Genomic DNA, 22,706 nt, shown 5'->3' with positions numbered 1-22,706 from the left:
GGGAGGAGGTGACGTTGACGGCCGGGAAAGCGTAGCCGCCCTTCTTGGCACGGTCGATCATGTCGGCATAAATATCGGGGGTTGCAATGGGCATGCTGACTCCTAAATCGAATTTCGTCTGCGGGTTTCGTTGACCCTGGAGTGAACCTCGTCGGCTAGGAACCATCCTAGCCATTTCTTCGCACAGGCCGTGGTTCGCGTCACCCGGCCCGGTAACACTTGCGGCCGGAGATCAGGAGTTCCCTTAAGCCGCCCACCTGCCGGAGCAGCCGCCGCTTTTGCTCAGGGTCCGTCGCGCGCACATGCCGCCGCGGCCAGTCCAAAGGATCCGTCAAGCACCGCTGGTCAGCACCCGCAGAAGCAAGGAACGCCGAGTACTTTCCGGTGTGGTGCGCCCCCCCCGGCATCAATACCGGTTGTCGGCTGCAGGCGCATCAGGCCTGCAGGGCTGTCTGGACGGCTGGGCCGGCGGGTCAGGGATTCGCCACTGGCTCCAGTGCTTCCTGGCCCGTTTCAGCCGGGTAGATCATGTGGGATGGCGCGTTGGAGTTCCTCTTGGCCAGCGGGTAGTACACCAGGGCTGTGACGACCAGTCCCACGAGCCAGGAGATGTCAGCACCGCCCAGCAGCTTCGTCATAGGCCCGGTGTAGAGGGCCTGGGCCAGGAACGGAATCTGTACGATTATGCCCACTGCGTAGGTGATCAGGGCGGTCTTGTTCCAGCGCCCGTAGCGGCCGTTCAGGTCGTACAGGGCCGGAATATCCACCTTTTCTTTTGAGATCAGGTAGTAGTCGACCAGGTTGATGGAGCTCCACGGGATGAAAACCATGAGCAGCAGCAGCACGAAGTTCTTGAAGTTGGCGATGAAGTCCGGCGACGCCAGGACGGCGATAAGCACGGACAGCCCGATGAAGCCGACGACGTATGCGAACCGCGTCCACGTGGCCACACCCGATTTGCGGGTGAACGCAGTCACCGAGGTCAGCATGGTCATGTAACCGCCATACGCGTTCAGGGTGTTGACCGTTAGCTTCCCGATCACGATGACCAGGTAGATGACCACAGCGATGAGGCCCCCGCCACTCATGTGTCCGAGGAAGGCGACCTGACCGTCCAAGAACCTTTCCCCTTTGGGCAAAGCAAGGGCGGCGAAGAGAGCTCCGAGGGTCATGGACCACTGGGAACCGAGCACGGTGCCGAAGTAGGACGCTTGGAACGTCTTGCGGGCCGGGGTGTTGGAGGGGAGGTAGCGGGAGTAATCGGCCACATAGGGCCCATAGGTCAGTTGCCATCCGGCGCCGAGGGAGATGGCGAGCAAGAAAGTGGGAAATTCGAAGTTCCCGGCCCCCAGGAGGGCTCCCACGTCCTGGCTCATGAGGAGCCTGATGCCGAGGTAGGTGAAGCCGAGCACCCCGACGATCGTGGCGATGCGGCCCATCATGTGAATGTATTTGTAGCCGAGCGTCGCAACGAGGATGGTCAGCGCCCCGAAGAGGACCATTCCCACGGCCGGCGTGCCGGTGTGCAGGATCTGGTCCACGGCCTGGCCGGCCAGGACGGTGCCCGTGGCGGCGAACCCAAGGTACATGACGACCACTAGCACCAGCGGGATAACGGCGCCCAGAATCCCGAACTGTGCGCGGCTGGAAATCATCTGCGGAAGCCCAAGTTTGGGGCCTTGGGCCGCATGCAGCGCCATGACGGCCCCGCCCAGAAGGTTGCCAACCAGCAAGCCAAGGATCGCCCACAGGGCATCAGCGCCGAACAGCACTGCGAGGGCGCCATCGACGATGGCGGTGATCTGCATGTTCGCTCCGAACCACAGGGTGAACTGTTGTGCCGGAGAACCGTGACGTTCGTTTTCCGGGACGAAGTCGATGGAGCGGCGCTCAACGCGCGGCCCCGATCCCGTTTTTGTTGTGGCCTGCATGCTGTTCCTCACTGTGACGATCAAATCGAGGTCCCCCAACCTTTTGAATCAATCTGAGCACGCACTGTGAGCGGCATCACCGGAAAGCCGCGACGTTTCGTCCGGGATTTCGGACAATGGGAGTAAAACGGTCATTCAGCCGATCAAACGCGCTGGCCGAACACGTGCCTGCGCACCCATGCGTGCATGGCGATGGCCGCGGCCGAGCCTGCGTTGATGGAGCGGGTGGACCCGAACTGCTCGATGGACAGGGTGGCCTCCGCCGCCTCGTGCACCTCCCGGGTCAGCCCCGGCCCTTCCTGCCCGAAGACCAGCACGCACTTCTGCGGCAGCTCGTACGTTTCCAGCGGTACTGAGTCGGGAAAGATGTCGATCCCTATGATGGCCAGCCCCTCCCCCTGTGCCCACGCCACGAAGTCCTCGACGGTGGAGTGGTGGCGGACGTGCTGGTAGCGGTCGGTGACCATCGCCCCGCGGCGGTTCCACCGTCGTCGACCGATGATGTGGACCTCCTTGGCGAGGAACGCATTGGCAGTGCGCACCACGGTGCCGATGTTGAGGTCGTGCTGCCAGTTTTCGATGGCGATGTGGAAGTCGTGCCGCTTGGCGTCCAGGTCCGCGACGATCGCCTCGTGCTTCCAGTACCGGTACTTGTCCACAACGTTGCGCCGGTCACCGTCGGCCAGGAGGTCAGGATCCCAGTGGTCGCCTTCCGGCCATTCACCCTCCCAGGGCCCGACGCCGACCTCCGGCTTTGGCTCCGGCGTCCCGTTCTGGTCTGGCTGGGATGGTTCTGGCTGGGGTTCGGGTGTCCCGGGCGTTTGCGTCACCCCTCAACACTAGACTGGGCTCCGAACGCAAACATCTTGGTGAAGGAATGACATGGCAGAAGCGGACAAGGTAAAGACATCGGCGGCCGTGTACCGCAGCGGCCAGGAGATCGAGTGCTGGCTCACCGACATGGACGGCGTCCTGGTGCATGAGAACCAGGCCGTACCCGGGGCCCCGGAACTGATCCAGCGTTGGGTGGACACCTCAAAGCGCTTCCTCGTCCTGACCAACAACTCCATCTTCACGCCGCGCGACCTGGCCGCCCGGCTGCGGGCCTCCGGACTGGAAATCCCGGAGGAGAACATCTGGACGTCGGCGCTGGCCACGGCCCAGTTCCTCAAGGACCAGGTGTCCGCCGGCGGACCGGACAGCGGCAACCGCGCCTACACCATCGGCGAGGCGGGGCTCACGACGGCGCTCCACGAGGCCGGCTTCATCCTCACCGACCAGAACCCCGACTTCGTGGTGCTCGGCGAAACCCGCACATACTCCTTCGAGGCGATCACCATGGCCATCCGGCTGATCCTCGCGGGGGCGCGGTTCATCGCCACCAACCCGGACGCCACCGGCCCGTCCAAGGAGGGCCCGATGCCCGCCACCGGCGCCATCGCCGCGCTGATCACCAAGGCAACAGGGCGCGAACCGTACATTGTGGGCAAGCCCAACCCCATGATGTTCCGCTCGGCCATGAACCAGATCGATGCGCACTCGGAGACCACCGCGATGATCGGCGACCGCATGGACACCGACATCATCGCGGGCATGGAAGCCGGGCTGCACACCGTCCTGGTGCTCAGCGGCATCACGCAGCGCGATGAAATCGCCTCCTACCCGTTCCGCCCCAACCAAGTGCTGAACTCGGTGGCGGACCTCAAGAACCAGATCTGACCAGGCCAGGCTGCCGGCCGGCCGCGTCTAGAACGGGGTCATCTTCCCGCCGCCACCAGGCAGCGGGAAGATCTGGTTTTCCAGGTCCTCCAGAATGGGCCGGTACACGAACGGGTTCCAGCCCGGGCTGGCGTGTGCCGGCAGCGCCCCGGTGGTCTGCCGGTCCGACGAGACCATGTTCGCGGCGAACGTGTGCGCCCACGAATCACGGGCTGTCTGGTAGTTGACGGTCTGGTCCCGCGGGTTTCCGATGTACGCCATGCGGGTGTCCCCGATCTGCCCCGCGAAGCGGGTGGCGTCGAAGTGGTAGATGTAGGCGGATTCGGTCTGGATCAGCACGCTCGAGGGGGCGATCGGGGACAGCTGCTCCAGCGTCTGGTCCAGGATCTGGCCCCAGGTGCGCTCATTTTTATGGGCCACTCGTTCCCCCAGTTCGTACCCACCGCGCAGCACTGACGGGATCCGGAACCCGCTTTCGTAGAGGAACACCACGCCGTCGAACCAGCTCTGGTCCAGGACGTCGAACTTGCTGTAGGGGCTGCAGTCGAGCAGGATCAGCTCCACCTTGACGCCGTGCAGCTCCAGCAGTCGGGCGGCCACCTGCGTGGCCACCATGCCGCCGAAACTGTGGCCGTAGAAATAGAGCGTGGTGAGGTTGTGCGCCCGGACGTGCTCGATCACCGCGATGACCAACTGGTCGATGTCCAGGCCCAGGTTCGAATATCCCGCCGCCGCGAGCTGCCCGCGCAGCCGCAGGCTCCCGCGGAGCGAATTGAGGATCCACTGGGCCTCCTCCCAGCTGGTCTTGTAACCGGGAAACAGGATCCAGCTGGCGTGCGGAAAGTAACTCTGCGCGAAGTCGTCCTCGACCACCAGGATCTTGTGGACCTGCCGTTCCTCCTGCACTTGCTTCGTGAAAAGCATGTCAGCGGCGAGGATAGTGGAGGCGCCGGCGCCGGTGAGGAAGGTCCGGCGCGAGAAGCGCTTTAGGTCGGCGGCGCGCCGAAGAAACCGGGCAGCGTCCGCGCCCGGCGCCTTCTGCCGGCCCGTCTGGCCGGCGGCCCCTTCATATGGCACTGAACTACCCTAGGCACAGTCCGGCCGGGCAACACAAGTCCCAGCTCAGGTGCCCGGCACGGCTTACGCCCCGGCAGGCCCTTGATCGGAAAGGTGGGGTCTGGGCAGCCTGGTCAGCTGTTTGAGGCGTGTTTCTGGGCCGGGTCGGCCGGTTCCCGGCGAGCGATCTCCTCGCCGATTGCCTCGTACCGGGCCAGCAGTTCATGTCCGGAATGCCCGGCCGGATCGTCCAGCATCCCGAAGACCGCGTCGCTCGCGGCCAGCAGCTCGTCAGGCGAATAGTCGGATAGCAGGCGGAGCCCGGCCTCCTCCAGTGCCTGGGACAGCTCTGACGGGTTTGTCAGCGCCGTGAGGTCAGGCCGCGATTCCGCCACGGCGCGGTCGCGGGCGGACATGACCTCAAGGAACACCCCTGGTGCGCCTGCCGCGGCGACCTGCCGTGTGCCGGCGTCGAGGGCGTTGAGGTCGAAGCGAAGTCCGGCGAGGGCGGATGACTCGACGAAAGCAGCGCGGGAAAGATCCACAGTGATGGGCGAAGAGATGCCCATCCGGCGGACGCGCTGGATTTGGTGCATCAGCTCCGGGCGGGACGCCAGGGTGAGGCTCCCGCGGACGTCAATGCGGGCGGTGCCGGCGGCGTCGTCGATCTTAATGAGGGGACTAAGCTGGTTGTCCATAGGTACTCCAAACGGGGTGTCTATGGCCGACGGCTCAACCTTGGACAGCCTATCCCGGCTAGTCCAGCCGCACAACCAGCCTATCCCGCCTGGACCTTCCCGGGCTCCTCGAAGTGGGTGCTGGCCTCGGCGCCTCCCACAGAACTCACCAGCGACGCAGCGATGTCGCGAAGCTTCACGTTGCTGTGGCTCGAGGCATCAGTGAGGATGCGCACAGCCGTCGCCTGGCTACACCGGTTCTGCGCCATAACGATGCCGACGGCGATGTCGATGACGGTCCGTGATTCCAACGTGGCGCGGAGGTTCGCGGCGCTGTCAGTGTGCAGCGAAAACCTGACCGCCAGGCGCAGGGCCTGGGAGATCTCCCGGGTGTACCCGCGGGCGCGGGCCGCCGAAACCTCGTTGAACTTGTGGGGCACGTCGGAGTAGAGGTTAAGAGCGGCCTTCGCGTCCCCCTGCAGGTTGAAGGGCAGCGACAGCACGGAACGCAGCCCGTGCGAAGCCACCGCATTAGCGTAGTCAGGACCCCAGCGGTCTTCTTCGAAGAGATCCGAAACGTGGACTTCCCGTTCTTCCTCCGCAGCCGTCAGGCACGGCCCCTGGGACAGCGAATACTGGATTTCATCCACCTCGCGGGCGGAGTCGCTGCTCCAGCCGATCGTCGCCGCCTTGCGGTCCCTCAGCAGCGTGATACCGCAGAGGGCGTCGTCGCCGTCGCCTGCCACCTGGTGCGCCGAGTACCGCGCCAGCTCGTTGAGGAAGTCTTCAAAATCGGCGCTCTCCAGAATCAGGTTCTGGATTTGCTCAACGCTGCTCAGGGCTTGATCCGACGGGCGCATGACGGGTACTCCAAGTGAAGGGACTTTTCCGGGGTACGGAAATACTAGGGCACCCGAGGTGTGCCGTCCACCAGGACAGCCGGTCAGCTCAGGCCGAGCTCGTCCTTGCTGAAGGCGTACAGGTACGGCACGCCGGCTTCGGCTTCGATCTTTTCCTTGGCGCCCGTGTCACGGTCGACGATGACGGCAACTGCCACGACGTTGCCGCCGGCGTTGCGGACACCCTCGACGGCGGTCAGGGCTGAGCCGCCGGTGGTGGAGGTGTCCTCCAGCACCAGGACCTTACGGCCCTCAACCGACGGGCCTTCCACCTGGCGGCCCATGCCGTAGGACTTCTGTGCCTTGCGTACCACGAAGGCGTCGATGGCCCGGCCGGCATCCGTGGCAGCGTGCATGACGGCGGTGCCCACCGGGTCCGCCCCCATCGTGAGGCCGCCGGCGCACTCAAAGTCGATGCCGGCGTCGTCAATCAGGGACAGCATGACCTGGCCGACGAGCTTGGAGGCCTCGTGGTGCAGTGTGATGCGGCGCAGGTCGATGTAGTAGTCGGCCTCGGCACCGCTGGACAGGATGACCTTGCCGCGGACAACCGCGAGTTCCTTGATCAGTTCCAGAAGTCGGGCACGGGCAGCGGTGTTGGAAAGCGAGTCCGGGGTGGCAGTCATGGGCTCCAGTTTAGTCGGTGCCGGATGCCTTTCCGGGCCCCGCGTCCACCCGCCGGGCAAAGGCGGGCGCGTGCTCGGGCAGTGGTCCGTGCGCGATCATCCGGGGCAGCAGTCCCATGAGGACGGGAACGTGCTGGGCGAGGTACATCACCGCTGCCGGGGGGCCCGACCTTTTGCCGGTAAAGAGCGGGACAAAAACGGCCCGGTGCATGAACCGCTGGACGGACTGGATGATCACGGTCGGCACTTGCCGCCGCCGCTGCACCGCCGCGAGATCCTTCTCGGTGACCTTGCCCCGCAGCAGCGCGGGGGCGAGCCGGGCGGCAGCGGCCACGGCGTCCTGGACGGCCAGGTTGATGCCCACCCCGCCGGCCGGAGACATCGCATGGGCGGCATCCCCAATGCACAGCAGCCCGTCGATGTACCAGCGCTGCAGGCGGTCGAGCCGGACATCCAGCCAGTGGAGGTCGTCCAGGGACCGGATGGCATCGAGGCGGTCCGCGAGGTCGGGGCGCAACGCGGCGATCCGCTCCCGGAACCGTTCCACTCCCTCGCTTTTGATGCGGTCTCCGGAGCCTTTCGGGGCGAAGTAGCCCATCTGGTAGTAGGTGTCCCGGAACAACGCGATGACGGCGTCGCGGTCCCCGAAAGCCGGGACAATGCCGGCGACTTCCCCCCGTTCGGACTCAGCCCGCGGCAGCTTAAACCACCAGGTGTCGAACGGCACCGGATATTCCTTCGATTTCAGGCCGGCCGCCTGGCGCAGCACCGAATGCCGGCCGTCCGTGGCTACAACGAGGTCTGCGCGGAGCGCACCTTCGGTGCCGTCCCTGGTTACGTATCGGATCCCGGTGACCCGGCCGCCGTCGGACATCAGGGACGTTGCCTTGTGCTCCATCAGGAGCGTGAACGTGGGCTCCTGCTCGGCGGCGCGGGCCAGGAAGTTCAGGAAGTCCCACTGGGGCATCATGGCGATGTAGTTGTACGGAGGCCGGAGCGCGGCGAAATTGCCCAGCGTGACCAGGCCCCCGCCTGGCGTCGGGAAGGCGACGTTCTGCAGCCGGCTTTGCGGCAGCCCGCGGAACTCGGCGCCGAGTCCGAGTTCGTCGATGAGCCGGATGGTGGAGGCATGGACGGTGTCCCCGCGGAAGTCCCGGAGGAAATCCCCGTGCTTTTCGAGAACGGTGACCTCGACCCCGGCCCGCGCCAGCAGCAGCCCCAGCATCATGCCGGCCGGCCCGCCGCCCACCACCACGCACCCTGTACTCTCCATGAGCCATACGGTACGCTCCCGGTGCACGGGAGCACAGAGCGCGGCAGCACAGGCGCTCGAGGCCGGCCATCGCCTCCCGGCGTTGGAAAATCTTCGAGGAAGACTCGGGCAAGCGGGGCTTGAGACCCGCAGGGTCGGCCCCTTTACCCCGAAAACAACGTCCGGCGCTGCTGCCGCGGATGCAGCGGTGCGCGCCGGGGCCACAGCGTGCATCGTCTTCAACGACCTGCTAGCCATCGGAATGCTGCAGCGGCGCGGGTGCGGGGAGCATCGTCGGGTGCGACATTTTCGGCGCTGGTTTCTGCAATCCTCCGCCGACATCGATCTCCTCCCCGATCGAGCAGGCCGGCCGGGCGGTAGCCGCAGGGACCCGCTCGGTAGCGGCACGGACCCGGCGGACTCCGGCGGAAACAGTTGAGCCTCGCGGATGGCGCTGACTAGGCTGAGTTCCATGCGCACACTCCAAGCCAAGATCATCGAAGAAATGGGCGTCCAGCCCCGGATCGATCCCGCAGAGGAGGTGCGCAAACGCGTCACTTTCCTGAAGGAGTACCTCAAGGCCACCGGCACCAGGGGCTTTGTCCTGGGCATCTCCGGCGGCCTTGACTCCTCGCTCGCCGGGCGCCTCGCGCAGCTGGCAGTCGAGGAACTGCAGGCCGAGGGCACGGACGCGCAATTCGTGGCGGTCCGCCTCCCCTACGGCGTCCAGCACGACGAGGAGGACGCCCGGGCTGCCCTGGACTTCATCAAGGCCTCCAAAGAATGGACGTTCAACATTTCCGCCGCCGTGGACGGCTTCGAGGACGAATTTGAAAAGACGGTCGGCAACGGGATCTCCGACTTCCACAAGGGCAACACCAAGGCCCGCACGCGCATGATCGCCCAGTACGCCCTCGCCGGGGAGCACAACTACCTGGTCATCGGCACCGACCACGGGGCGGAATCCGTGACCGGATTCTTCACCAAGTATGGCGACGGCGGTGCCGACATCCTCCCGCTGTTCGGCCTGAACAAACGGCAGAACCGGGCCCTGCTGGAGTACCTCGGCGCGCCCGAGCGGGTCTGGAAGAAGGTGCCCACCGCCGATCTCCTGGACGACCGGCCAGGCCGCACCGACGAGGACGAACTGGGCCTGAGCTACGACCAGATCGACGACTACCTCGAGGGCCGCGACGTCGGCGACACCGCCGCTGAACTGATCGAGCAGAAGTATCTCCGGACACGGCACAAGCGCACTGTTCCGGTCAGCATCTTCGACACCTGGTGGAAGCACGAGGGTCCGGAAGAGGCAAGGGCAGGACTCTAGGCGAGGTTCCCGGACGGCCGCCCACCGGGCGGCCGTCCTAGGGCAACAGCACGATCTTCCCCCGGCCGTGGCCGCCACGGCTGATTTCCAGCGCGTCGGCAGCCTCGATCAGCGGCATCCGGTGCGAGACCGTGAAGGTGATCTGGCCCTCTGCGGCGAGCGTCCCCACTTCCGCCACCCGGCCCTCGAGCTGCTTTACGGCCGCCAGCCCTGCCGCCGAGGCCTGCTCGCCCGGAACGGTGGTCACCGCCCGGCCGGCGCCCCGGAGCAGCTCGGCAGTGGCTGCCAGCGAATCCTCGCTCCCAACGGTGTCCAGGACTGCCGTGACCGTGCCCGCGTCCCCGGCGAGCGCCCGGACCCTGTCCGCAAGCCCGGGACCGTACGTCACGGGTTCGGCGCCCAGCTCACTAAGGTACTCCTGGTTGGCCTCCGACGCCGTGCCGATCACCCGTGCACCGAAGGCCAGCGCAATCTGGACCGCGGCCGAGCCAACCCCGCCGGCGGCGCCGTGAACCAGCACCGTGTCTTCTGGCGCCACGGCGAGCTGTTTCAGGGCCGAGTACGCCGTGCCGCCTGCCACCGGGATACACGCCGCCTGCTCGAAGTCCACACCCGCAGGCAAGGGAGTCAGCTGGTCGGCCGGCACCACGGCTTCCGTCCGGTAACCGCCCAGCAGCCCGTTCCAGATGACCTCGTCACCCACCGCAAACCCTTCAAAAGCAGGCCCGACGGCGGTCACGACGCCGGCCGCCTCGCTGCCGGGCACCGCCGGAAAGTCCAAGGGGACCCACCTTTTGAGGTAGCCGGCCACGAGCTTCCAGTCCATGGGATTGACGCTGACCGCCCGGAACTCCACCTGCACCAGGCCGTCACCCGGTTCGGCCAGCTTCTCCGTACCCACCTTCAGGACCTGCGGATCGCCGTATTCCTCAAAGTAGACCCGTGTGCTCATGGCGCTGGCTCCTTCGGTGCTGTCCGGCTTTCCTGCAGACCGCGCCGTCTGCAGGGGTGGGGCCCGTCCGCAAACGATGGTCGTCTGCGGGATGGACCCTCTGCAAGGTTAGGCACGGGCCGCGGGCACCACAACAGTTTCAGCGGTCCCTTCCCGGGACGGCTGGGCGTTGTGCTCCAGCTAGTTCTGCCGCCTGCGCTGGCCGCCGGCGCCAAGCCGGACGGTGAGCCGGTGGGCCTCCTCGAGCAGAAGCCGCCCCAGCAGTTCGCGCCGGTCCCCACGAAAGCGTGGTTCGATGCCGGTCAGGGACAGTGCCCATGACGGCCGGCCGGCTTGGTCGAAGACCGCCGCGCCCATCCCCCAACTGCCTTCCAGCACCAGGCCCGGGTTCACGGAGTAGCCGCGCCGGCGGGTCTGGTGCAGGTTGTTCCGGACAACGTCCTCCGGGTGCCCGCCGGCATACTTGCCGGCATGGGCAGCCCACTCACCCAGGATCTGTTCCTGTTCCGCTTCGGGCAGGAACGCCATGATCGCCGTTCCGGCCGAGGCCACGCCCAGCGGAAACCGCACACCCTCATGAAGTACGAAGGAGCGGACTGGGAAGCTCCCCTCTTCGCGCAGCAGGCACACGGTCTCGGCGCCCCGCCGGATCGAGAAGAAGGCGCTCTCACCGGTCTCCTCGGCGAGCCGGCGGAGGCTGGGCCTCGCCAGGTCCTCCAGGGGAAAGCGCGCGGCCGCCACCGATCCCATCAGCAGGGCCTCGGGGCCGAGCACCCAGTTCCCGCTCAGGGGGTCGTGGTCGAGCAGCCCCTCGGCCGCAAGTGACGTCAGGAGGCGGTGCACGGTAGGACGGGTCAGCCCCGAGTCCCGCACCAGCTCCACGAGCGGGCTTCCCTCCGGCTTTCGTGCCACGATCCGCAGAAGTCCTGCAATGCGGCTAACGACCTGCGCGCCCTGGACCGGTGCTTGGTTCACGATAGCTCCTTATTGATCCATATTGTGGACACATGCCAGCCTACCGTCCACAGTGTAGGAACGCGACTGCCTAAAGAGGATGAAGCCTTGACGCCGTCGCAGCGCCCAGACTACGCTCCACAGTCAGAAACCATCGTCCATAAAGTGGACTGCACACCAGCTCAACGAGGAGATGCGATGTCCAAGCTGAAACCCAATTCCGCCGAAGCCCTGCACGATGTCCTCCGGGACGGGATCACCCTCGCCGTGGGCGGGTTCGGGCTGAGCGGCATTCCGGCTGACCTGATCGAGGCGGTCCGCGATTCCGGCGTGAAGGACCTGACCGTGGTGTCCAACAACATGGGCGTGGACGGCAAAGGCCTGGGCATCCTGATCGAGGCCGGCCAGGTCCGCAAGGTCATCGCCTCCTACGTCGGCGAAAACAAGCTCTTCGCCGAGCAGTACCTCGCCGGTGTCCTGGAGGTGGAGTTCACACCGCAAGGCACCCTGGCGGAGCGGCTGCGCGCCGGCGGCGCCGGCATCCCTGCTTTCTACACCAAGACCGGTGTGGGCACCCTGGTGGCGGAGGGCAAGCCACACGAGGTGTTCGACGGCGAAACGTACGTCCGGGAGCGCGCCATCCTTGCCGATGTGGCACTGGTCCACGCCCACACCGCCGACACGGACGGCAACCTGATCTACCGGTACACGGCCCGGAACTTCAACCCGGCGGTCGCCACCGCGGGCGCGGTCACCATCGCCGAGGCAGAGGTCATCGTCGAACCCGGAGCCCTGGACCCGGACCACATCGTCACCCCCGGCGTGTACGTCCAGCGGTTGGTCCAGGCCACCGCACGAGTCAAGGACATCGAACAGCGCACCGTCCGGCCGCGCACGGAACTGGTTAGCAACTAAGAAGGAGAAACCCATGCCCTGGACCCGGAATGAAATGGCCGCGATCGCGGCCGAGGAACTGAACGACGGCGACTACGTCAATCTCGGCATCGGCATCCCCACGCTGGTAGCCAACAACCTGCCCGACGGCGTCCGGGTAGTCCTGCAAAGCGAGAACGGGCTGCTCGGCATGGGCCCCTTCCCCTACGAAGGCGAGGAGGACGCCGACCTCATCAACGCCGGCAAGCAGACCGTCACCGTCCTGCCCGGCGGCAGTATCTTCGACTCCGCCACCTCCTTCGGCATGATCCGCGGCGGCCACGTCAAAGTCGCCATCCTCGGCGCCATGCAGGTCTCCGGCAACGGCGATCTCGCCAACTGGACCATCCCCGGCAAAATGGTCAAAGGCATGGGCGGCGCCATGGACCTCGTCGCCGGCACGCCCCGCGTCGTGGTCCTCACCGAACACAACGCCAAAGACGGCTCGGCCAAGATCGTCACCGACTGCACCCTGCCCCTGACCGGCGTGGGCGTCGTGGACCGGATCATCAGCGACCTCGCCGTCTTCGACCTCCACAAGAAGGACGACGGCGGCCGGCAGCTCACGCTCGCACGGCTCGCCCCGGGCGTCACCCTCGTGGAGATCCGGGAGAAGACGGAAGCGGAGTTTACGGTTGCCGCGGAGCTCGCCGAACCGGCCCAGCTTTGACGCTGCAGGCGCGGTGAAACGGCCGCCCCCTGCGGCTGACCGTCCTAAAACCGGGCCAGTTCGGCGCCCTCAGCCCTGCAGGTCCGCAACCTACTTGGCGGCGACTGCGGCGGCGCCGGCCTCGGCGCACGCTTCGTCGAGCTTGCCGTCGGGGGCGCCGCCGACGCCGATGCCCGCCACGGAGACGCCGTTCACCTTCAGCGGGACGCCGCCCGGGAGGAAGAGCGTGCCGGGAAGGTCGGCGATGCTCGGCCCGTTGCCGGAAATGCGCTTGGCGAGTTCGCTCGTGGGGCTGCCGAACGCTGCCGCGGTGTACGCCTTCTGTTTGGCGGACTCGATGGTGTGCTCGGCGGCGTTGTCGCCGCGCAGGAGCGCCTGGACGGTGCCGAAGCGGTCCACCAGGGCCACGGTAACGAAGGGCAGCTTGTCGGACTGGCACTTCGCGAGCGCGGCGCCCACCGCCTTCGCCGAGGCGCCAACGCTGATCCGGTTCTGGGCGACGACGTCGTCCGAACCCGGCTGGGCATCGGCAGCAGGCACGGCTGCCGGCACTGCGGCAGGCTGTACTGCGGCCCCGGGCTGAACCGAAGCCGGGGAAGATCCTGGCCCGGCGTTGGCGACGGCGGTGGCACCGGCGGTGATCACAAGCGCTCCGGCTGCCGCGGCGGCAAAAAACTTCTGGGACTTCTTCACGGTGGTTCTCCTTGGGTGGGCGGCGAGCGGCCGGCCGAATAAGTCCGGACCGGAATCCGGTGATATGCGGACGCAGCCAAAGGGCTGCATTTCCATGGTGGACCTGCGCCGGCCGGGGACGCATCAGGCCATCAGTTGGATCCGGATGGTCCTTCTGGCTGGCCGTATCAGCCGAATGGCTGAGAGACCAGCAACGGCGCGGGCAATAGCATGGTCCGTAGCACGTCACCCACCGGAACCGGACCCGCCATGCCTTCGCCAGCCCCCACCGCCGCACCGGAACATCCTCCTGCACGCACCGGCCCTGCCCCGGGCAGCCGGCTGGGACGGATCGACGCGGCGGTCCACCTGGGCTTCGCCGTGCTCATGGTCGCCTCGGTGGTGCGGTACGTGATGCGGCACAGCGCCCAGGACAACCTGCTGGTCCTCGCACTGGCGGGCGCCGCCTGCGCCCTGTATGCGGTCATCGCCGTGTTGGCCCAGCGCCGGCGTCCCTGGGCAGTGTGGATGTTCGTCCTCGTGGCCGTGTGGGCCGTGCTGGTGGTCTCCGCGCCCAGCTTCGCCTGGTGCTCGTTTGCGCTGTTCTTCCTGTGCCGCATCGCCTTTACCGGCGCCGTCGCCTATGCGGCGGCGGGCGCGACGGCGGCAGCCACCGCCGCGGGGCTGTTCCGGCTCAGCGACGGCACCGACCTGGCCATGCTCCTGGGCCCGCTCGCCGTGGGCGTCCTGCTTACCCTGATCTACGACCGCATCGAACACGACGCCGCCGAGCAGCGGCGCCTGCATTCCGAGGTATCCCTCGCCCAGGGGCAACTGGCCGCCAGCGAGCGCCGCGCCGGCACCATCGCCGAACGCGAACGCGTCTCCAGGGAAATCCACGACACCGTGACCCAGGGCCTGGCCAGCAGCCTGCTCCTCCTCGAAGCCGCAAACCGGGCCTGGCCCGGGCCAGCGTCCCGGCAGGATCTCCGGGAGGCCAGCGAGCTGCTGCGCCGGAACCTCTCCGATACGCGGAGCCTGGTCCACGAACTTGCCTCCCCCGGCCTCGACGCCTCACCGCTGCCGGACGCCCTGCTGCAGGCCGCTTCCCAGTACGTGCCGGGCTCCAGGCTGCTGGTCACCGGCGAACCGCGGACAGTTCCCGCTGACATCCGCCATGCACTCCTCCGGGTGGTGCAGAGCGCCGCCGCGAACATCAAGCTGCACGCCTCCGCGGACACCACCACCATCACCCTCGGCTTCCTGCCGGACGCGGTCACGCTGGACGTTTACGACGACGGCGCGGGCTTTGATCCGGCGGCGGTAGCACCGCCGTCGGACGCCGGAGGGTACGGACTGCGGGCGATGCGGCAGCGGGTGGAGCAGCTGGGCGGCGCCTTCTCGGTGGAAAGCGCACCGGGCGAGGGAACTGTGGTGGCGGCGCAGCTGCCGGTAAAGGGGGAAGCATGAGCGTCATCACCGTGCTCCTCGTGGACGACCACCTCGTGGTCCGCAGCGGACTGAAGGCCCTGCTGGGCACGCAGCCGGACATCGAGGTGGTTGCCGAGGCGTCCTCCGGCGAGGAAGCCCTGGCCGCCGTGGAAGCCCACGCTCCCGACGTCGTGGTGATGGACCTGGCCATGGGCCCGGGTATGGACGGGATCGGGGCCATCAGGAAGCTGCGCGAACGCAACCGCAGGCAGGCCGTGCTGGTCTTCACCACCTACGATTCCGACGCCGACATTGTCCGGGCCGTTGACGCCGGGGCCATGGGTTACCTCCTGAAGGACGCGGCGCCGGAGGAGATCTTCGCCGCCATCCGCGGCGCCGTCCAGGGCAAGAGCGTCATGAGCCCGCCGGTAGCCTCCCGCCTGTTCCAGCAGCTGCGCAATCCTGACGAGGTCCTGACCCCGCGGGAAGCCGAGCTGCTGAGCCTCCTCACCGAGGGGCTCAGCAACCGGGAGCTGGGGCAGCGGCTGTTCATCTCCGAGGCCACCGTCAAGACCCACCTCGCCCACATCTACGCCAAGCTGGGCGTGGAGACCCGGGCCGCGGCCATCGCCACCGCCATCCGCCGCGAGGGGATGCGCTAGCAGCGGGGCTAGACTCGATCCCGTCCAGCCCAGCCCTTTCGAGAGGAGCAGCCATGCGCGCCACTATCATCCACGGACCCGGCGACATCAGGGTGGAGGACCGCGACTACCCGGCCATCCAGCTCCCCACGGACGCCATAGTCCGCGTGACGGCCGCCTGCGTCTGCGGCTCGGACCTGTGGCCGTACCGCGGCGTGAGGCCCGTCCGCCATGCCTCCGCCATCGGCCACGAATTCGTCGGCGTCGTGGAAAGCGCCGGCACCGACGTGTCCACGCTCCGGGCGGGCGACTTCGTGATCGCCCCCTTCGTGGTCAGCTGCGGACAGTGCCCGCAGTGCCTGAACGGCGTCACGGTGGCCTGCGACCACCTCGCCGGCTGGGGCGGTAAGGACGACGCCGGATTCGCGGTGGACGGCGGCCAGGGCGAGGCCGTGCGCGTCCCGCTCGCCGAATCGACGCTCGTCAAGGTGCCGGACATCGGCGAGCCGGACGCAGCACTGCGCAACAGCCTGCTGACCCTCTCGGATGTCATGGCCACCGGCCACCATGCCGCCGTCAGCGCCCAGGTGGGCCCCGGCCGGACCGTTGTGGTGGTGGGCGACGGCGCTGTGGGGCTCTGCGGCGTCCTTGCGGCAAAGCGGCTCGGGGCCGAGCGGATCATCGCGATGTCCCGGCATGCCGACCGGCAGGCCATCGCCAGCGAGTTCGGTGCCACCGACATTGTGGAGGAGCGCGGGGACGACGGCGTGGCCAAGGTCCGTGAACTTCTCGGCGGAGTGCTGGCCGACTCCGTGCTCGAATGCGTAGGCACCAAGGAGTCCATGGAGCAGGCCCTGCATTCCGTCCGGCCCGGGGGCGCCCTGGGCTTTGTCGGGGTTCCCACCGGCGGCGCGGAGATTCCGCTGCGCTACCTGTTCGACAAGAACATCACCGTGTCCGGCGGAATGGCCCCTGCCCGGACCTACATTCCCGAGCTGCTCAAGGACGTGCTCTCCGGCGCCATCAATCCCGGGCGGGTATTCGACGTCGAGATGCCCCTCGAGGACGCGCCCGAAGCCTATAAGGCGATGGACGAGCGCCGGGCCATCAAGGTGCTCCTGACCCCATAGAACGGTTGCGCGGGCACGGCGCCGGGTCTACCGTGATCCGCATCAGTCACCACCGCCGTCGAGGGAGCCGTCATGGCCGGGTTTGTGCAGATCATCGAATTCCAGACCTCTCGCATCGAGGAGGTTGAAGCGCTGGGCCGCCCGTCACGAACCGAGGGAACCACCGCGCCGACGTTTCGCCGGATCAGCGCCACCGCGGACCGGGACCGGCCCGGGACATACTTCACCATCGTGGAGTTTGACTCCTACGAGTCGGCGATGGAGAACTCCAACCGGCCCGAAACATCCGACTTCGCCGCGAAGATGGCGGCCCTGTGTGACGGTCCGCCGGTTTTCCGGAACCTGGACGTGATGTGGGAGGACACCGGGCAGGAGCCGGAGAGCACCACTTAGGGCAGGAAACGGCGTCTCCAACTGAGGTTTTGGGACAACATCTCCCGTTACAGGTGGGACTCCTGATGACGGCAGCTATTGCACGCCCGGCGGATGGCCCATAGGTTGGAGACAGCGGACAACAGTTTCCGTCTCTGCCTGCTGTCGGAGCAGGACCAGAAAAGGGTTACAAAGGAAGTAGCAATGGCAACAGGCACAGTTAAATGGTTCAACGCCGAAAAGGGCTTCGGCTTCATCGCTCCGGATGATGGATCGGCAGATGTATTCGCCCACTACTCGGCAATTGCCTCCAGCGGCTACCGCTCCCTGGATGAAAACCAGAAGGTCGAATTCGAAGTGACCCAGGGCCCCAAGGGTCCGCAGGCAGAGAACATTCGCCCGCTGTAACGGCTTACCAAAGACTCCCCTGTCCGTGCCTGGCACGCACAGGGGAGTTTTTGCTGCCCGCAGTCTTTGGCCGCCCGGTAGAGTGCCGCCATGGATGAAAAGGCGACCCTGCACCATTACCTGCGGACACGGCGCGCCCAGCTGCTCGCCAAGCTCGACGGCCTGGGCGAGTACGACGTCCGCCGGCCGATGACGCCCACCGGCACCAACCTCCTGGGCCTGGTCAAGCATGTGGCCAGCGTGGAACTGGGCTACTTCGGCGAAGTGTTCGGGCGGCCCAGTGACCGGGAGCTGCCCTGGTTCGCTGACGGGGCCGAGCCGGACGCCGACATGTGGGCCACGCCGGAGCAGACCCGCGCCGAGATCGTGGCGCTGCACCACCTCTCCGCGGCGCACACCGATGCCACCATCGAGGCGCTGCCCCTGGACGCTCCCGGGGTTGTGCCCTGGTGGCGGGAGGAACGCAGGCACGTGACCCTGCACCAGATGCTGGTACACATGTGTGCCGAGACAGCACAACACCTGGGACACGCTGACATCATCCGCGAGCTAATTGACGGCTCGGCCGGGCAGGGGCCCAACGACCCCAACCTTCCGCAGCGGGGCTCGGCGGAGCAGGCCGCCTACGTTGAGCAGCTGGAGGCCGCCGCGCGGAAAGCGGCAGCGCTGGCTGAGTGACCGGCCTGGCTAGGTGAGTGACGGCTACCTGAGCGGCCGGGACGGCCTACACGAAGGCCGATTTCCCCGTCACCGCGCGGGCCACGATCAGTGAGTTGATCTCGTAGCTGCCTTCGTAGGTGTAGAGGATCTCGGCGTCACCGAAGAGTTTTCCCATTTCGAAGTCGCTGCTGATGCCGTTGCCGCCCAGCAGCGATCGGCCCATGGCCACGGAGGCACGGGCCAGCCGGGTGGTGGTGGCCTTGGCCATGGCCGCCTGTGCCATCTCCAGCCTGCCCTGCTCCTGGATCCGGGCCAGCTGCGCCATCAGTGCCAGCGAGGCCGAGGCGTTGCCGAGGATTTCGGCGAGCTGCTGCTGGATGAGCTGGAAGCGTGCCAGCTCCCTGCCGAACTGGCGGCGCTGCAGCGAATAGGAGCGCGCAACGTCAAAGGCTGCGAGCTGAATCCCCGCAGCCTGCCACCCCACCCAGGCCCGGGAATCCCTCAGCAGCTCGTTGGCCCTGGAGAAATCCGTGGCCCCGGGGAGTAAGTTGGTTTCCGGAATGCGGACGCCGTCCAGCTGGATATCGGCGTTCTGCATGATCCGCAGCCCGATCTTGTTGCTGATCTTGGTGGCCGTGTAGCCGGGGCGGTCCGTCTCAACAATGAAGCCCTTGATCTGCTGGTCGGCCGTGTCCCTGGCCCACACGAGCGCGAAGTCCGCGATGGTACCGGCCCCGATCCACCGCTTGGCGCCGTCGATGACCCATTCGCCGTCCTCAAGCCGGGCTGTGGTGGACAGCCCGCCTGCAATGTCCGAGCCGTGCTCCGGCTCCGTCAGCGCGAAAGCCCCCAGCTGGGTGAAGGCGGTCAGGCCCGGCAGCCACCGTTGCTTCTGTTCCTCCGACCCCAGCGCATCGATCATCCCGACGATCAGTTCGTTGTGGATGCCCACCAGCGCCGACAGCGACACGTCGGCCCGGGCCACCTCAACGTACATGAGGCCCTTGAAGAGCGTGGATGTGCCGTCCGTCTGCAGCCCGCCAAGCCCGTGCTTGCCGAGCTCCGCCAGCAGCCCGAACGGGAACTCTTCCCGGTTCCAGTATTCGATGGACTGCGCCCGGACCCTGGACTGCAGGAAGTCCCGGATCTCGAGATAGCGTGTCCGCTCACCGGGCGGCAGCAGGTCCGCAACATACATGAGGTCAGCATCGGCAAACGGCGGCGCCGCGCTCCCCGATCCCGCCTGCGCGGCCTCCGCCGCTGCAGCCTCCGTGGGCTGTCCGTTGTCACGTCCTTGTGGCTGCACGGGCGCTGATCCCTTCGCTCTTCCAAACCCTTGGATGTCCTAGTATATTGCACAGTGATGTGGATCACTAGGACGTGAATCCCCAGGTGAAAGGTGCCCCATGACAGTCACCGACGACTTCCGTGCCGCACGCGACCAACTGCTCGCCCTGCGCCAGGACTACCGTCAGGCGAGGACAGGCTTCGAATGGCCGCGGCCCACGGAGTTCAACTTCGCGCTCGACTGGTTTGACGCCATCGCTGCCGATCCTGCCAAGCGGACCAGCCCGGCACTGGTGATTGTGGAACAGGACGGCTCGGCCACCCGGCGCAGCTTCGCCGACCTCTCGGCGCGGTCCGGGCAGGTGGCGAACTGGCTCCGCAGCCAGGGCGTGAAGCGCGGCGACCGCATGATCATCATGCTGGGCAACCAGGTGGAACTGTGGGAACTCGTGCTGGCCGGCATCAAGCTGGGCATCGTGCTGATCCCCACCACCACCCTCATGGGTCCGGCGGACCTGAAGGACCGGGTGGAACGCGGCGAAGCGGGCTGGGCCGCCGTCGGCAGTTCCAATCTCGGCAAATTTGCCGCGGTGCCCGGCAGTTACCGGCTCATCGAGATCCCCGACGCCGGCGGCCCGGCTAGCATCGGCGGTCCAGCAGATGCCGGCAGCGCCGCGGCTGCGGCGGCGCTGCAGTACGCAGACTCCGCCGCCTCCCCCGGCGACTTCACGCCTGATGCCCCCACCTTGGCGGACGAGACCCTGCTCCTCTACTTCACGTCGGGCACCACCTCCAAGGCCAAGCTCGTGGAGCACACCCACACCTCCTATCCGGTGGGCCACCTGTCCACGATGTACTGGATCGGACTGGAGCCGGGCGATGTGCACCTGAACGTGGCTTCCCCGGGCTGGGCGAAACATGCCTGGTCCAACCTGTTCGCCCCGTGGATTGCCGAGGCGTGCGTGTTCGTCTACAACTACGAACGCTTCGATGCAAGAGCACTGATGGAGCAGATGGACCGCGAGAAGGTCACCAGCTTCTGCGCTCCGCCCACTGTCTGGCGGATGCTCATCCAGGCCGACCTCACCCTCCTGAAGAATCCGCCCACCAAGGTTGTCTCGGCCGGTGAGCCCCTCAACGCGGAGGTCATCGGCCAGGTCCAGCGGGCGTGGGGCCAGACCATCCGCGACGGCTTTGGCCAGACCGAAACCACTGTGCAGGTGGCCAACACCCCCGGCCAGCCGGTCAAGATCGGCGCCATGGGCCAGCCCCTGCCAGGGTACGACGTGGTTCTCGTCGATCCGGCGACGGGAGAAGAAGCGGACGACGGCGAGCTCTGCCTGCGTCTGGATCCCCGCCCCGCCGGGCTGATGAAGTCGTACTACGCCGACCCCGAGAAGACCGCCGAGGCCTTCCGCGGCGGCTACTACCACACGGGTGACATGGCCAGCCGGGACGAGCACGGCGTGATCACCTACGTGGGCCGGGACGATGACGTCTTCAAGTCCTCCGACTACCGGCTCTCCCCCTTCGAGCTGGAAAGTGTGCTCATCGAGCACCCGGCGGTGGCGGAGGCCGCCGTCGTCCCCTCCCCCGATCCGCTCAAGCTGTCGGTGCCCAAAGCATTTGTGGTGCTGGCCGCCGGGCACGAACCGGGACCGGAGCTCGCCGAGGAAATCCTGCGCTACTGCCGGGACCACCTGGCGCCGTTCAAGCGCATCCGCCGGCTGGAATTCGGGGAGCTGCCCAAGACCATCTCGGGCAAGATCCGCCGGGTTGAGCTGCGGCACAGCGAGGAGCTCCGCCATGCGGACGGGGCGCAGCACGCGGATGCCGGTGTTTCCCTCGGCCTGGGCACGGAATACTCCGAAACGGATTTCCCGGGCCTGAAAAGCCAGGGCTGAGCCGTGGCCCCTCCGCTGCCCCGAGACCCGATTGCCGATGCGCAACGCAACTGGGAGAGCCACGGCTGGGGTGACGTCGCTGCCCCGATGGCTGCCATCACGGCCATCATGCGCACCCAGCAGATCCTGCTGGCCCGCATCGAGGGGGCACTGAAGCCGTTCGGGCTGACTTTCGCCCGCTACGAGCTGCTGGCGCTGCTCAGCTTTGCCAGGAGCGGGGCACTGCCCATGAATAAGGCGAGCGCCCTGCTCCAGGTCCATCCCACCTCGGTGACCAACGCCGTCGACCGTCTCCAGTCCGCGGGACTGGTGGTGCGTTCACCGCATCCCACCGACGGGCGCACCACACTGATCGAGCTCACGGCCGAGGGCCGCACGGTGGCAAAACGGGCGACGGCGGTACTCAACGCCGAGGTTTTCTCCCGGTCCGGCTTCAACGGACAGGACGTGGACCAGCTCATCCGCATCCTGGGCGACTTCCGCCGCGGCGCCGGTGATTTTACGGACTGACCGGGGTTAGGGGCTGACCGGATTTGCTGGCTGGCGGTCCGCAGGGCTTTCCGACTGCCGCCGGAGCTCCTGGACGAACGTGTCCAGTAAGGCCGCCTGCTGCGGGCTGTTGGCGAGCTGCACGAGGTCGGCAGCGGTGCTGGCCACCTTGATGTTGGTGTCCTGGCTGTGCCTGGCCAGCAGGTCGAAGGCGGCCTCGGAACCGATCCGCAGGACGCCCATCAGGATGCCCTTCGCCTGTTCGATGGTGCTCCGCGTGCCAAGGGCGCCCGCAACCGCTTCCCGTGCCGCCCGTTCCGTTTCCCAGTGCAGGGTGCTGGTCAGGTCAACGATGAACCCCTCAACAGCAACGAGCCTTCCGTCTTCCACGACCGCCTCGCCGGCAGTGAGGACACGGTGTTCCCGCACGCGTGCGTCAATCACGCGGTGATAGCTGCAGAAGAAGCCGCCCGCCTCGCAGGCCGCCATGAAGATATCGTGGCAGCGGTCCCTGTCGTCCGGGTGCTTGTGGGCGTAGAGAAGCTCCACGGTGGGCACCACCTCGCCGCGGCGGTAACCGTGGAGGGTGTACAGCTCATCCGACCATTCCAGACGACCGGAAATGGCGTCGTAGTGGAAAGTGCCGGCAACGCAATCTGCGGGCCCGAGGGCGCTCGAGTACGCCCGCACCGTTTTCGGAAGGCTCATCGCGGCTT

The 22,706-nt window shown here is 66.9% G+C and carries 24 protein-coding genes and 1 pseudogene; 13 read left to right on the top strand and 12 right to left on the bottom strand.

What is annotated here, in order from left to right; all coding sequences use genetic code 11:
* Nucleotides 1-473: 473 nt before the first annotated feature.
* Nucleotides 474-1,931 carry a purine-cytosine permease family protein gene (locus ACFTSA_RS22750; protein WP_377954243.1) on the bottom strand — a complete coding sequence of 486 codons (1,458 nt, stop codon included), beginning with the start codon at nucleotides 1,929-1,931 and terminating at the stop codon, nucleotides 474-476.
* Between the two features lie 143 nt (nucleotides 1,932-2,074).
* Complete coding sequence (locus ACFTSA_RS22745) at nucleotides 2,075-2,761, bottom strand: TrmH family RNA methyltransferase (RefSeq protein WP_377954241.1); 687 nt, start codon at nucleotides 2,759-2,761, stop codon at nucleotides 2,075-2,077.
* Nucleotides 2,762-2,813: 52 nt separating this feature from the next.
* Between ACFTSA_RS22745 and ACFTSA_RS22740 the strand changes: the two genes are divergently transcribed.
* The gene (locus ACFTSA_RS22740) at nucleotides 2,814-3,650 is read left to right on the top strand and encodes an HAD-IIA family hydrolase (RefSeq protein WP_377954240.1); all 837 of its coding nucleotides are present in this window, start codon (nucleotides 2,814-2,816) and stop codon (nucleotides 3,648-3,650) included.
* Nucleotides 3,651-3,677: 27 nt separating this feature from the next.
* On the opposite strand, the gene ACFTSA_RS22735 is transcribed toward ACFTSA_RS22740, so the two are convergent.
* The 5 genes from ACFTSA_RS22735 to ACFTSA_RS22715 all read right to left on the bottom strand — a co-directional run bounded on the left by ACFTSA_RS22735 (nucleotide 3,678) and on the right by ACFTSA_RS22715 (nucleotide 8,181).
* On the bottom strand, nucleotides 3,678-4,727 hold the full coding sequence (locus tag ACFTSA_RS22735) for a thioesterase domain-containing protein (RefSeq protein WP_377954239.1): 1,050 nt from the start codon (nucleotides 4,725-4,727) through the stop codon (nucleotides 3,678-3,680).
* Nucleotides 4,728-4,840: 113 nt separating this feature from the next.
* The gene (locus ACFTSA_RS22730; protein WP_377954237.1) at nucleotides 4,841-5,404 is read right to left on the bottom strand and encodes a hypothetical protein; all 564 of its coding nucleotides are present in this window, start codon (nucleotides 5,402-5,404) and stop codon (nucleotides 4,841-4,843) included.
* Between the two features lie 80 nt (nucleotides 5,405-5,484).
* The gene (locus ACFTSA_RS22725) at nucleotides 5,485-6,243 is read right to left on the bottom strand and encodes a GAF and ANTAR domain-containing protein (RefSeq protein WP_377954235.1); all 759 of its coding nucleotides are present in this window, start codon (nucleotides 6,241-6,243) and stop codon (nucleotides 5,485-5,487) included.
* An 83-nt stretch (nucleotides 6,244-6,326) separates the two neighbouring features.
* Nucleotides 6,327-6,908, bottom strand: coding sequence for an orotate phosphoribosyltransferase (gene pyrE, locus ACFTSA_RS22720; RefSeq protein ID WP_314193536.1), 582 nt, complete (start codon nucleotides 6,906-6,908; stop codon nucleotides 6,327-6,329).
* Nucleotides 6,909-6,918: 10 nt separating this feature from the next.
* The gene (locus ACFTSA_RS22715) at nucleotides 6,919-8,181 is read right to left on the bottom strand and encodes an FAD-dependent oxidoreductase (protein WP_377954233.1); all 1,263 of its coding nucleotides are present in this window, start codon (nucleotides 8,179-8,181) and stop codon (nucleotides 6,919-6,921) included.
* 77 nt (nucleotides 8,182-8,258) lie between these two features.
* Here ACFTSA_RS22715 and ACFTSA_RS22710 point away from each other — a divergent pair.
* A pseudogene (locus ACFTSA_RS22710) lies at nucleotides 8,259-8,546 on the top strand (LacI family transcriptional regulator); the annotation flags it as partial.
* A gap of 86 nt (nucleotides 8,547-8,632) precedes the next feature.
* A complete protein-coding gene (nadE, locus tag ACFTSA_RS22705) occupies nucleotides 8,633-9,487 on the top strand; it encodes an ammonia-dependent NAD(+) synthetase (protein ID WP_377954232.1) in 855 nt (284 codons plus the stop codon).
* Nucleotides 9,488-9,524: 37 nt separating this feature from the next.
* Here nadE and ACFTSA_RS22700 read toward each other — a convergent pair whose 3' ends face one another.
* Both ACFTSA_RS22700 and ACFTSA_RS22695 read right to left on the bottom strand, forming a co-directional pair.
* The gene (locus ACFTSA_RS22700) at nucleotides 9,525-10,439 is read right to left on the bottom strand and encodes an NADP-dependent oxidoreductase (protein ID WP_377954231.1); all 915 of its coding nucleotides are present in this window, start codon (nucleotides 10,437-10,439) and stop codon (nucleotides 9,525-9,527) included.
* Nucleotides 10,440-10,619: 180 nt separating this feature from the next.
* Entirely contained in the window at nucleotides 10,620-11,414 is a 795-nt protein-coding gene (locus tag ACFTSA_RS22695; protein WP_377954229.1) for an IclR family transcriptional regulator, read from the bottom strand.
* Between the two features lie 177 nt (nucleotides 11,415-11,591).
* Here ACFTSA_RS22695 and ACFTSA_RS22690 point away from each other — a divergent pair, with 177 nt between their 5' ends.
* Together ACFTSA_RS22690 and ACFTSA_RS22685 are read left to right on the top strand one after the other, a co-directional pair.
* Nucleotides 11,592-12,308, top strand: a complete 717-nt coding sequence (locus tag ACFTSA_RS22690; protein ID WP_377954227.1) for a CoA transferase subunit A — start codon at nucleotides 11,592-11,594, stop codon at nucleotides 12,306-12,308.
* Nucleotides 12,309-12,321: 13 nt separating this feature from the next.
* Entirely contained in the window at nucleotides 12,322-12,996 is a 675-nt protein-coding gene (locus tag ACFTSA_RS22685; RefSeq protein ID WP_377954226.1) for a CoA transferase subunit B, read from the top strand.
* A gap of 90 nt (nucleotides 12,997-13,086) precedes the next feature.
* On the opposite strand, the gene ACFTSA_RS22680 is transcribed toward ACFTSA_RS22685, so the two are convergent.
* Nucleotides 13,087-13,689, bottom strand: a complete 603-nt coding sequence (locus ACFTSA_RS22680; RefSeq protein WP_377954224.1) for a heme-binding protein — start codon at nucleotides 13,687-13,689, stop codon at nucleotides 13,087-13,089.
* Between the two features lie 249 nt (nucleotides 13,690-13,938).
* Here ACFTSA_RS22680 and ACFTSA_RS22675 point away from each other — a divergent pair, with 249 nt between their 5' ends.
* The 6 genes from ACFTSA_RS22675 to ACFTSA_RS22650 all read left to right on the top strand — a co-directional run bounded on the left by ACFTSA_RS22675 (nucleotide 13,939) and on the right by ACFTSA_RS22650 (nucleotide 18,328).
* Nucleotides 13,939-15,138 carry a sensor histidine kinase gene (locus tag ACFTSA_RS22675; protein ID WP_377954222.1) on the top strand — a complete coding sequence of 400 codons (1,200 nt, stop codon included), beginning with the start codon at nucleotides 13,939-13,941 and terminating at the stop codon, nucleotides 15,136-15,138.
* Nucleotides 15,135-15,761, top strand: a complete 627-nt coding sequence (locus ACFTSA_RS22670) for a response regulator (protein ID WP_377954220.1) — start codon at nucleotides 15,135-15,137, stop codon at nucleotides 15,759-15,761. The genes ACFTSA_RS22675 and ACFTSA_RS22670 overlap by 4 nt, the downstream gene beginning before the upstream one ends.
* 53 nt (nucleotides 15,762-15,814) lie before the next feature.
* Nucleotides 15,815-16,870, top strand: a complete 1,056-nt coding sequence (locus tag ACFTSA_RS22665; RefSeq protein ID WP_377954219.1) for a zinc-dependent alcohol dehydrogenase family protein — start codon at nucleotides 15,815-15,817, stop codon at nucleotides 16,868-16,870.
* 72 nt (nucleotides 16,871-16,942) lie between these two features.
* Entirely contained in the window at nucleotides 16,943-17,263 is a 321-nt protein-coding gene (locus tag ACFTSA_RS22660) for a putative quinol monooxygenase (RefSeq protein ID WP_377954218.1), read from the top strand.
* A gap of 183 nt (nucleotides 17,264-17,446) precedes the next feature.
* Nucleotides 17,447-17,650, top strand: a complete 204-nt coding sequence (locus ACFTSA_RS22655; RefSeq protein ID WP_003799085.1) for a cold-shock protein — start codon at nucleotides 17,447-17,449, stop codon at nucleotides 17,648-17,650.
* 90 nt (nucleotides 17,651-17,740) lie between these two features.
* Nucleotides 17,741-18,328, top strand: coding sequence for a DinB family protein (locus ACFTSA_RS22650; RefSeq protein WP_377954217.1), 588 nt, complete (start codon nucleotides 17,741-17,743; stop codon nucleotides 18,326-18,328).
* Between the two features lie 46 nt (nucleotides 18,329-18,374).
* Here the strand turns inward: ACFTSA_RS22650 and ACFTSA_RS22645 are convergent, their stop codons facing one another.
* Complete coding sequence (locus ACFTSA_RS22645; RefSeq protein WP_377954249.1) at nucleotides 18,375-19,508, bottom strand: acyl-CoA dehydrogenase family protein; 1,134 nt, start codon at nucleotides 19,506-19,508, stop codon at nucleotides 18,375-18,377.
* A 208-nt stretch (nucleotides 19,509-19,716) separates the two neighbouring features.
* On the opposite strand from ACFTSA_RS22645, the gene ACFTSA_RS22640 reads away from it, so the two are divergent.
* Together ACFTSA_RS22640 and ACFTSA_RS22635 are read left to right on the top strand one after the other, a co-directional pair.
* Nucleotides 19,717-21,501 carry an AMP-binding protein gene (locus tag ACFTSA_RS22640; RefSeq protein WP_377954216.1) on the top strand — a complete coding sequence of 595 codons (1,785 nt, stop codon included), beginning with the start codon at nucleotides 19,717-19,719 and terminating at the stop codon, nucleotides 21,499-21,501.
* A gap of 3 nt (nucleotides 21,502-21,504) precedes the next feature.
* A complete protein-coding gene (locus ACFTSA_RS22635; RefSeq protein WP_377954215.1) occupies nucleotides 21,505-22,011 on the top strand; it encodes a MarR family winged helix-turn-helix transcriptional regulator in 507 nt (168 codons plus the stop codon).
* Between the two features lie 6 nt (nucleotides 22,012-22,017).
* On the opposite strand, the gene ACFTSA_RS22630 is transcribed toward ACFTSA_RS22635, so the two are convergent.
* Nucleotides 22,018-22,698: a PAS and ANTAR domain-containing protein gene (locus ACFTSA_RS22630; RefSeq protein ID WP_377954214.1), complete on the bottom strand. Its 681-nt coding sequence runs from the start codon at nucleotides 22,696-22,698 to the stop codon at nucleotides 22,018-22,020.
* Between the last annotated feature and the right edge of the window lie 8 nt (nucleotides 22,699-22,706).

It is taken from the genome of Arthrobacter sp. NPDC057013 (assembly GCF_042674585.1).
Taxonomy (GTDB): domain Bacteria; phylum Actinomycetota; class Actinomycetes; order Actinomycetales; family Micrococcaceae; genus Arthrobacter.
The sequence above is the reverse complement of the archived record's forward strand: the minus strand, read 5'-3'. Positions and strand labels throughout refer to the sequence as shown.

Coding starts and splice junctions, on each gene's coding strand:
- ACFTSA_RS22690 (WP_377954227.1), top strand. CDS start 11,592: ATGTCCAAGCTGAAACCCAATTCCGCCGAAGCCCTGCACGATGTCCTC.
- ACFTSA_RS22650 (WP_377954217.1), top strand. CDS start 17,741: ATGGATGAAAAGGCGACCCTGCACCATTACCTGCGGACACGGCGCGCC.
- ACFTSA_RS22655 (WP_003799085.1), top strand. CDS start 17,447: ATGGCAACAGGCACAGTTAAATGGTTCAACGCCGAAAAGGGCTTCGGC.
- ACFTSA_RS22750 (WP_377954243.1), bottom strand. CDS start 1,931: ATGCAGGCCACAACAAAAACGGGATCGGGGCCGCGCGTTGAGCGCCGC.
- ACFTSA_RS22700 (WP_377954231.1), bottom strand. CDS start 10,439: ATGAGCACACGGGTCTACTTTGAGGAATACGGCGATCCGCAGGTCCTG.
- ACFTSA_RS22725 (WP_377954235.1), bottom strand. CDS start 6,243: ATGCGCCCGTCGGATCAAGCCCTGAGCAGCGTTGAGCAAATCCAGAAC.
- ACFTSA_RS22715 (WP_377954233.1), bottom strand. CDS start 8,181: ATGGAGAGTACAGGGTGCGTGGTGGTGGGCGGCGGGCCGGCCGGCATG.
- ACFTSA_RS22630 (WP_377954214.1), bottom strand. CDS start 22,698: ATGAGCCTTCCGAAAACGGTGCGGGCGTACTCGAGCGCCCTCGGGCCC.
- ACFTSA_RS22645 (WP_377954249.1), bottom strand. CDS start 19,508: ATGTATGTTGCGGACCTGCTGCCGCCCGGTGAGCGGACACGCTATCTC.
- ACFTSA_RS22670 (WP_377954220.1), top strand. CDS start 15,135: ATGAGCGTCATCACCGTGCTCCTCGTGGACGACCACCTCGTGGTCCGC.
- ACFTSA_RS22665 (WP_377954219.1), top strand. CDS start 15,815: ATGCGCGCCACTATCATCCACGGACCCGGCGACATCAGGGTGGAGGAC.
- ACFTSA_RS22685 (WP_377954226.1), top strand. CDS start 12,322: ATGCCCTGGACCCGGAATGAAATGGCCGCGATCGCGGCCGAGGAACTG.
- ACFTSA_RS22640 (WP_377954216.1), top strand. CDS start 19,717: ATGACAGTCACCGACGACTTCCGTGCCGCACGCGACCAACTGCTCGCC.
- ACFTSA_RS22660 (WP_377954218.1), top strand. CDS start 16,943: ATGGCCGGGTTTGTGCAGATCATCGAATTCCAGACCTCTCGCATCGAG.
- ACFTSA_RS22730 (WP_377954237.1), bottom strand. CDS start 5,404: ATGGACAACCAGCTTAGTCCCCTCATTAAGATCGACGACGCCGCCGGC.
- nadE (WP_377954232.1), top strand. CDS start 8,633: ATGCGCACACTCCAAGCCAAGATCATCGAAGAAATGGGCGTCCAGCCC.
- pyrE (WP_314193536.1), bottom strand. CDS start 6,908: ATGACTGCCACCCCGGACTCGCTTTCCAACACCGCTGCCCGTGCCCGA.
- ACFTSA_RS22740 (WP_377954240.1), top strand. CDS start 2,814: ATGGCAGAAGCGGACAAGGTAAAGACATCGGCGGCCGTGTACCGCAGC.
- ACFTSA_RS22675 (WP_377954222.1), top strand. CDS start 13,939: ATGCCTTCGCCAGCCCCCACCGCCGCACCGGAACATCCTCCTGCACGC.